The 7604-nt window shown below is 55.0% G+C and carries 6 protein-coding genes; all 6 read left to right on the forward strand.

Annotated elements, in window-relative coordinates:
- A partial coding sequence (locus tag FDW97_RS05160) for a heme lyase CcmF/NrfE family subunit (protein WP_137350728.1) occupies nt 1-1665 on the forward strand: 1665 nt, incomplete at its 5' end.
- Nucleotides 1662-2219, forward strand: coding sequence for a DsbE family thiol:disulfide interchange protein (locus FDW97_RS05165; RefSeq protein ID WP_085048541.1), 558 nt, complete (start codon nt 1662-1664; stop codon nt 2217-2219). The genes FDW97_RS05160 and FDW97_RS05165, both read left to right, overlap by 4 nt.
- Nucleotides 2216-2683 carry a cytochrome c-type biogenesis protein gene (locus tag FDW97_RS05170; protein WP_077223854.1) on the forward strand — a complete coding sequence of 156 codons (468 nt, stop codon included), beginning with the start codon at nt 2216-2218 and terminating at the stop codon, nt 2681-2683. Before FDW97_RS05165 ends, FDW97_RS05170 begins: the two co-directional genes overlap by 4 nt.
- On the forward strand, nt 2680-3546 hold the full coding sequence (gene ccmI / locus FDW97_RS05175; protein WP_087856996.1) for a c-type cytochrome biogenesis protein CcmI: 867 nt from the start codon (nt 2680-2682) through the stop codon (nt 3544-3546). The genes FDW97_RS05170 and ccmI overlap by 4 nt, the downstream gene beginning before the upstream one ends.
- A 225-nt stretch (nt 3547-3771) precedes the next feature.
- The gene (locus FDW97_RS05180) at nt 3772-4935 is read left to right on the forward strand and encodes a NapC/NirT family cytochrome c (RefSeq protein WP_069323301.1); all 1164 of its coding nucleotides are present in this window, start codon (nt 3772-3774) and stop codon (nt 4933-4935) included.
- Nucleotides 4936-4944: 9 nt separating this feature from the next.
- The gene (gene torA / locus FDW97_RS05185) at nt 4945-7464 is read left to right on the forward strand and encodes a trimethylamine-N-oxide reductase TorA (protein WP_137350729.1); all 2520 of its coding nucleotides are present in this window, start codon (nt 4945-4947) and stop codon (nt 7462-7464) included.
- Nucleotides 7465-7604 lie beyond the last annotated feature (140 nt).

Consider the following 7604-nt stretch of genomic DNA (forward strand, 5'->3'; position numbering starts at 1 on the left):
CTGTGGGTGCTACTGATGAGCGGCTGGACCTTTGCCGTGGCGGCGCTTAGCCGCAACATTCCCCTGGAAGCATCTTCCCGCGTGCTGGCGGTGATGGGGATGATCTCCTTCTGCTTCCTGGTGTTCATCCTGCTGACCTCGAACCCGTTTGTTCGCACGCTGCCGGACTTTCCGATTGAGGGCCGCGATCTGAATCCGATGCTGCAGGATATTGGACTGATTTTTCATCCACCGATGCTGTACATGGGGTACGTGGGTTTTTCCGTCGCCTTTGCTTTTGCCATCGCCTCGTTAATGACCGGACGTCTGGACAGCGCCTGGGCGCGCTGGTCGCGTCCGTGGACGCTGGCGGCGTGGAGCTTCCTGACGGTGGGCATCGTATTGGGTTCTGCCTGGGCATACTACGAGCTGGGCTGGGGCGGTTGGTGGTTCTGGGATCCGGTCGAAAACGCCTCGCTGATGCCGTGGCTGGCCGGCACGGCGCTGATTCACTCACTGTCAGTAACGGAGAAGCGGGGTAGCTTCAAATCCTGGACCGTGCTGCTGGCAATCCTCGCCTTCTCGCTCTGCCTGCTCGGCACCTTCCTGGTGCGTTCCGGGGTGCTCATCTCTGTACACTCATTCGCCTCTGATCCGACGCGCGGCCTGTTTATTTTGGCGCTGCTGGTGATCACCATCGGCGGCTCGCTGCTGTTGTTTGCCATTAAAGGCGGGAAGGTGCGCTCTCGGGTACGCCATGAGCTGTGGTCGCGTGAGTCGCTGCTGCTGGGGAATAACGTCCTGCTGATCGCCGCGATGTTGGTGGTGCTGTTGGGCACACTACTGCCGCTGATTCATAAATTATTGGGGCTGGGTAGTATCTCAATTGGTGAACCATTCTTTAATTCGCTGTTTATCGTGCTGATGATTCCCTTCTCGCTACTGTTGGGGATTGGGCCGCTGGTGCGCTGGCGGCGCGATGAATTGCATAAGCTGCGTAAGCGGCTGCTGGTTGCGGCGCTGGTGTCGATTGTGCTGGCCGTGGTGCTGCCGTGGCTGATACAGGACCGTATTAAGGCGATGACCGTGCTTGGTCTGCTGATGTCGCTGTGGGCGTTGGTTCTGACAGTGATGGAGGTAGTGGAACGCGCTACCGATCGCCATACCTTCTGGCGCGGGCTAACTCGCCTGGGGCGCAGCCACTGGGGGATGGTGGCTGGGCATGTCGGGCTGGTGGTTACGGTGATTGGCATCGCCTTTAGCCAGAACTATAGCATTGAGCGCGATGTGCGTATGAAGCCGGGCGATAGCGTCGATATTCATCAATATCACTTTGTCTTCCGCGACGTTCAGGACATTACAGGTCCGAACTATTTTGGTGGTGAAGCGGTGATTGACGTCTCGCAGGACGGGCGGCATATCAGCATGCTGCGGGCAGAAAAACGCGTCTACAGCAGCAGCCGGATGGAGATGACCGAGGCCGCCATCGACGGCGGGTTGGTGCGTGATCTGTATGCCGCGCTGGGTGAAGAACTGGATGACGGCAGTTGGGCGGTGCGCCTGTATTACAAACCGTTTGTTCGCTGGATCTGGTTTGGCGGAATGTTAATGGCGCTTGGTGGCGTATTGTGCATTCTGGACCCGCGCTACCGCTTACGTAAATCGCTGCCGGAGAACGCACAATGAACCGCAAAGTCCTTTATCTGCCGCTGGTTATCTTTCTGGTTCTGGTGGCGGCGCTGATGTGGCAACTGCTGCGCAATAGCGACGGCGATGACCCGACGGCGCTGGAGTCGGCGCTGGTTGGCAAACCGCTCCCCGCGTTTCATCTGACGTCGCTGGAGAAGCCTGACGTGATGCTGGACGCGTCCAGTATTATCAACGGTAAGCCGGTGCTGCTTAACGTCTGGGCGACCTGGTGTCCAACTTGCCGCGCGGAGCACCAATACCTGCGTTCCCTCGCGGCGCAGGGTATTCGCATTGTGGGCATTAACTATAAAGACGATCGCCAGAAGGCGCTGGACTGGCTGCAGGAGCTGGGTAATCCGTACGCGCAGGGGGTGTTTGATGGTGACGGTATGCTGGGATTGGATCTCGGTGTCTACGGTGCGCCGGAAACCTTTCTTATCGACGGCAAAGGCATTATTCGCTACCGCCATGCAGGCGATCTGAACGAACAGGTATGGCAGCAGGAAATCCTGCCGTTGTGGAATAAATACAGTCGGGAGGGCAGCGCGTGAGATTTTTGCTAATGACGTTGCTGACGGCGCTGCTATCGTTTCAGGCGCTGGCGGCGATTGACACTTATCCGTTTAAAAATGAGGCTCAGGAGCAACAGTTCCGCCAACTGACCGCGCAACTGCGCTGCCCGAAATGCCAAAACAACAGTATTGCCGACTCCAATTCGATGATTGCCGCCGATATGCGTAAAAAAGTCTGGCAACTGATGGAGGAGGGGCAAAGCAATCAGCAAATTACCGATTATATGGTGGCGCGCTACGGTAACTTCGTCACCTATGAGCCGCCGGTAACGTTGGCGACGCTGATCCTCTGGCTGCTGCCCGCCTGTTTTGTACTGGGCGGCGCGCTGGTCATTTTCCGTTTAAGCCGTCGCCCGCGGGCAGCGCGGGAAACGGAACTTAGTCCGCATGAGCAGGCGCGTTTGCAAGCGCTTCTCGATGAAAACAAAAGGACCCTGAAATGATCGTCGCTTTTCTTATCATGATGATTTTACTGCTGGGGACGGCGGCACTGCTGTTTATTCCTTGGTCAGGCAGACAGCGCGTTGATCGTAATACGATGAATCATATGATTTTTCGTGCGCGTCTTCAGGAGCTTGATGAAGACATTTCTCCGGTAAATGCGGCTCAGCAACAGCAGTTGGTTGACGATTTACGCTTGAATTTATTGGAAGATTTGCCTGAGTCGCCAAAAACGGATAACAAAAATAGTAGCTATTGGGTGTATATTCTCGGGGTTATTATACTAACCTCTTTATGCGTAGGGGTATTCGTCCGAACGAGTTACGTCCCCCGTGTAATTGAGTGGCAGCAGGTCGTGCAGCAGACGCCGCAACTGATGCAGCGCGTGATGGATCCCCAGGGGAAACCGCTGTCGGAAGAAGAGCTGTTTCGCCTGGCGCTGGGGCTACGTACTCGTCTGCAGCAATATCCGGCAGACCAGCTAAGCTGGACGATGCTCGGTAGGCTACAACTGGTGCTGAATAACCCCGGGGCTGCGTTACAGGCATTTGATAAAGCGCGACAGTTGGCGCCGGGAAATGCGGATGCGCAACTGGGCTATACCGAAGCATTGCTGCACTCTACGGATCCGAATGATAGCCGTGAAGCCCAGCAGTTGCTTGATACGTTGCTTAAAAATAACCATAACGATGTAAGGGTACTCAGCCTTGTGGCGTTTAACGCCTTTGAGCATCAACAATATGATAAAGCGATAGCAGCATGGCAACTGATGCTGAAACTGTTACCGCCGGACGATAGCCAACGAGAGATCATTATTCGTAGTATCGACCGCGCGAAAAAAGAACAAATCGCTACACTGAAATAATCAAAATATATCAACATTTGCGCGAAGGTTTGTTCGATTTGCAATGTGATACCACGCTGAAATTATCGGCTAATCAACCTCTGATGATTAGCCCGCAGAATCAAACTTCCATAAGCATTGTTGGAGTAGAAGATGACGGTAATCGCTATAAATATTTTTATATAGCGATTGTCATGTGGCAAGGACTATTGCGTCTTTATTTTAGGAAAAGGGTTAAATAATAAGATGAGAAAACTTTCACTGGAACGTTCAGGTAGGCGAAAAATTATATTTATCGCCCTGCTGGTTGGGATCATTATTGGTGTCGTGCTGCTGGCGGGTACGGCAACTATCATGCATAAAACCAGCGACACTGAATTCTGCGTGTCGTGTCATACCATGCAACAACCTCTGGCGGAATATCAGGGCAGTGTGCATTTCCAGAACAATAAAGGTATTCGCGCCGAGTGTGCCGATTGCCACGTTCCCCACCAACCGATCGATTATATGCTGACCAAAATTGGCGCCCTGAAAGATGTCTGGGGTGAAATGACCGGCAAAATCGATACCCCAGAAAAATACGAGGCGCATAAGCTCGCGATGGCCCAGAGCGTCTGGGATGGGTTGAAGAAGAACGACTCGGCAACCTGTCGTTCCTGCCACGACTACAAAGCGATGGATATACTGGCGCAAACGCCTGAAGCCCGTAAGCAGCACCCGGTGGCGATCAAAGAGGGCCAAACCTGTATCGATTGTCATAAAGGCGTCGCACACATTCTACCGAACATGAGTGGCCTGGCGGCAGCAGGGGCGAGCGAACTGGCGAATGCGGCAGCGAAAACGCCGGCAACGGCGACCACGTTGTACACCATTCAAACCCAACCGTTCTGGCTTAGTGAGAAAACAACCGATCATAACGACGGTAACCTGATGGCTTCCACCGAAGTGCAGGTAGTGAAACGTGACGGTGATATGGTACTGGCTGACGTCAAAGGTTGGCAGCAGGATGGCGTCACCGAGGCGTTCTACGCCGCGCGTGGTAAACGCATCATGAGCGCCCTGCTGGGTGAGGAAGCGCGTAAAGCGTTGAAAGTGAACAGCACGGTAACCGATGAAGAGACGAAACAGGTCTGGCATGAAGTCGATCTGCAGGTCTGGCTGCCGGCGAAAAGTCTGATTGGCGATCAACAAAAAATCTGGAGCTACGCCTCCGAACTCATGGCTAACAACTGTACCGGTTGCCACGGTCTTACCGAGTTGAATCGCTTTAACGCCAACCAGTGGATTGGGGTGGTTAAAGGCATGTCCGGTCGTACGTCGCTGACGCAGGAACAGGTTCGTCTTCTGACTCAGTACGTACAAAAACACGCGAGCGACATGCCTGCAGCAGCCGATCAGGATAAAAAATAAGGAGCCATGATGAAAAAGAATAATGACCATGACATGGCGCAGCAGAGCCAGGAAGCAGCTATGAATCTGACTCGTCGCCGTTTTCTGGCTGGTGCCGGAGCTTTAATGGCGGCGCCGCTGCTGGCGGGAATGTGGCCACGCTCGGCGCTGGCCGAAGCGATAAGCCAGGCGCTGCCGCAGTTTGTGGCGTTACGCCAGGCGGAAAGCGGCATTCTGACCGGTGCCCACTGGGGCGCGTTTGAAGCGATTGTCCGCGATGGCAAAATGGTTGACGTTCGTCCGGTGAAAGACGATCCGTATCCGAACGAACTGATTACCATGGCACCTTATCAGGTGTATGCCGAAAACCGCATCAAGTACCCGATGGTGCGTAAAAGCTGGCTGGAAGGCGGCGCGAAAGACTGTAAACCAGAGCTGCGTGGCCGCGATGAGTGGGTGCGCGTGAGCTGGGATAAGGCGCTGCATCTGGTGGCCGGTGAAATCAGCCGTCTGCAGAAAGAGCACGGACCGTCCTCTATCTATGCGGGCTCTTATGGCTGGAAAAGCGTGGGGATGTTCCACAACCCAAGAACGCTACTGCAGCGCATGATGAACCTGGCGGGCGGTTTTGTCGGCTACTCCGGCGACTACTCGACCGGTGCCGCACAGGTAATTATGCCGCATGTAGTGGGCTCTGTTGAGGTTTACGAGCAACAGACCGCATGGCCGAACGTCATTGAAAACACCGAGCTGGTGGTGATGATTGGCTGTAACCCTATGATCACGCTTAAAAACAGCTGGAACCTGCCGGATCACGTCAGCCAGACTGGTTTTGAAGCGCTGAAGAAAAAAGGCACCCGGATGATCTGTATCGATCCGGTGCACAGCGACAGCGCCCGCATGCTGGGTGCCGAGTGGATTGGCCCGCACAGCTATACCGACTGCGCGCTGATGGCGGGGATTGCCCATACGCTGTTGGTGGAAAAACTGCATAACGCTGACTTCCTGAAAACCTATACCGTCGGCTTCGATAAGTTTGAAGCGTATCTGACCGGTCAGGACGACGGTATTGTGAAAGACGCCAATTGGGCGGCGGACATCAGCGGTGTTGACGCCGAGGTGATCAAACAGCTGGCGCGCGATATGGCAAAACACCGCACCATGATCATGGGCGGCTGGGGCATTCAGCGCCAACATCACGGCGAGCAGGCGCACTGGATGATGGTGACCCTGGCGTCGATGCTGGGGCAGATTGGTCTGCCTGGCGGCGGCTTCGGCTTTAGCTATCACTACTCTTCCGGCGGTAGTCCGACCGCGCGCGGCGGCATTCTCGCCGGGATCTCGGCGGGTAGCCCAACCTCTCCGGCGGCAAAAGACATTACACCGTTCCCGGTAGCGCGTATTGCCGATGCGCTGGCGAACCCTGGCAAGACCATTGATTATAACGGCACGAAAGTGACCTACCCGGATATTAAAATGGTCTACGTGGCGGGGGGGAATACCTTCCACCAACATCAGGATACCAATAACCTGGTCAAAGCCTGGCAGAACCCGGAGACCGTGGTCGTCAACGAACCTTACTGGACGGCAACGGCGAAACATGCCGATATCGTGCTGCCGGTTACCACGACCTATGAACGTAACGATTTGGACATGGGCGGCGACTACTCGCAGCTCTACGTCTTCCCGCTACGTCAGTGTGTGCCGCCGCAGCATGAAGCGAAAAATGACTTTGACGTCTTTGCCGGTATTGCCGAAATCCTCGGCGTACACGACGCCTTTACCGAAGGTAAAGATGAGATGTTATGGTTAAAAGGCATGTATGACGACATGAAAGCTCAGGCGCGTAACGCACGCGTGGCGCTGCCGCCGTTTGATATGTTCTGGGCGTCCAACAACTATATCCGCTTCCCGATTCCGGAAGAGAATAAACAGTGGGTACGCTTTGCTGATTTCCGCGAGAACCCGCTGCTTAATCCACTGGGTACCCCGTCCGGCAAAATCGAAATCTATTCTGATGCCATTGCCAAAATGGGCTACGAGGACTGTAAAGCGATCCCGACCTGGATGCCGCCTCACGAGTGGTATCGCGGGCCGGAAGCAGCGAAATACCCGCTGTCGCTGAATACCGGTCACCCGATTAACCGTCTACACTCTCAGCTCGACAACACGCCGCTACGTAAGAAGTATGCAGTAGCCGACCGTGAGGCTATCTGGATCCATCCGAAGGATGCCAGCGCACGTGGCATTAGTGCGGGCGATCTGGTTCGTGCCTTTAACGATCGCGGGCAGATCCTGGTTGGGGCAGTGATTACCGATAACGTCCGTGAAGGGGTGGTGCGGATCAGCGAAGGGGCGTGGTTTGACCCGGCCGATCCGTCACAGCCTGGTTCGCTGTGCAAGAACGGTAACGTCAACTGCCTGACCTTTGACGTCGGTTCCTCCAGCCTGGCGCAGGGGAACTGCGGGCAGATGTCACAGTTGCAGATCGAGAAATATACCGGACCGGTGCTGCAAAACACCGCGCATAATGTGCCAGTAGGCGCATAATCGACAGCCGGTTATAACGAACGGCCCCTCTTGCCAGTGGTGAGAGGGGCCGTTTCTTTTAATCCTCACTACACCAGCAGTCGAACCCCGGTCGGGGCTTCTTATCCCCCAGCAGGCGTGCAATATGCGAAAAAAAAGCC

The organism is Citrobacter sp. wls708, assembly GCF_005281255.1.
Lineage (GTDB): Bacteria > Pseudomonadota > Gammaproteobacteria > Enterobacterales > Enterobacteriaceae > Citrobacter > Citrobacter werkmanii.

Excerpts from the sequence above, each read along its gene's own strand:
- FDW97_RS05165 (WP_085048541.1), top strand. The coding sequence starts at position 1,662 with ATGAACCGCAAAGTCCTTTATCTGCCGCTGGTTATCTTTCTGGTTCTG.
- ccmI (WP_087856996.1), top strand. The coding sequence starts at position 2,680 with ATGATCGTCGCTTTTCTTATCATGATGATTTTACTGCTGGGGACGGCG.
- FDW97_RS05180 (WP_069323301.1), top strand. The coding sequence starts at position 3,772 with ATGAGAAAACTTTCACTGGAACGTTCAGGTAGGCGAAAAATTATATTT.
- torA (WP_137350729.1), top strand. The coding sequence starts at position 4,945 with ATGAAAAAGAATAATGACCATGACATGGCGCAGCAGAGCCAGGAAGCA.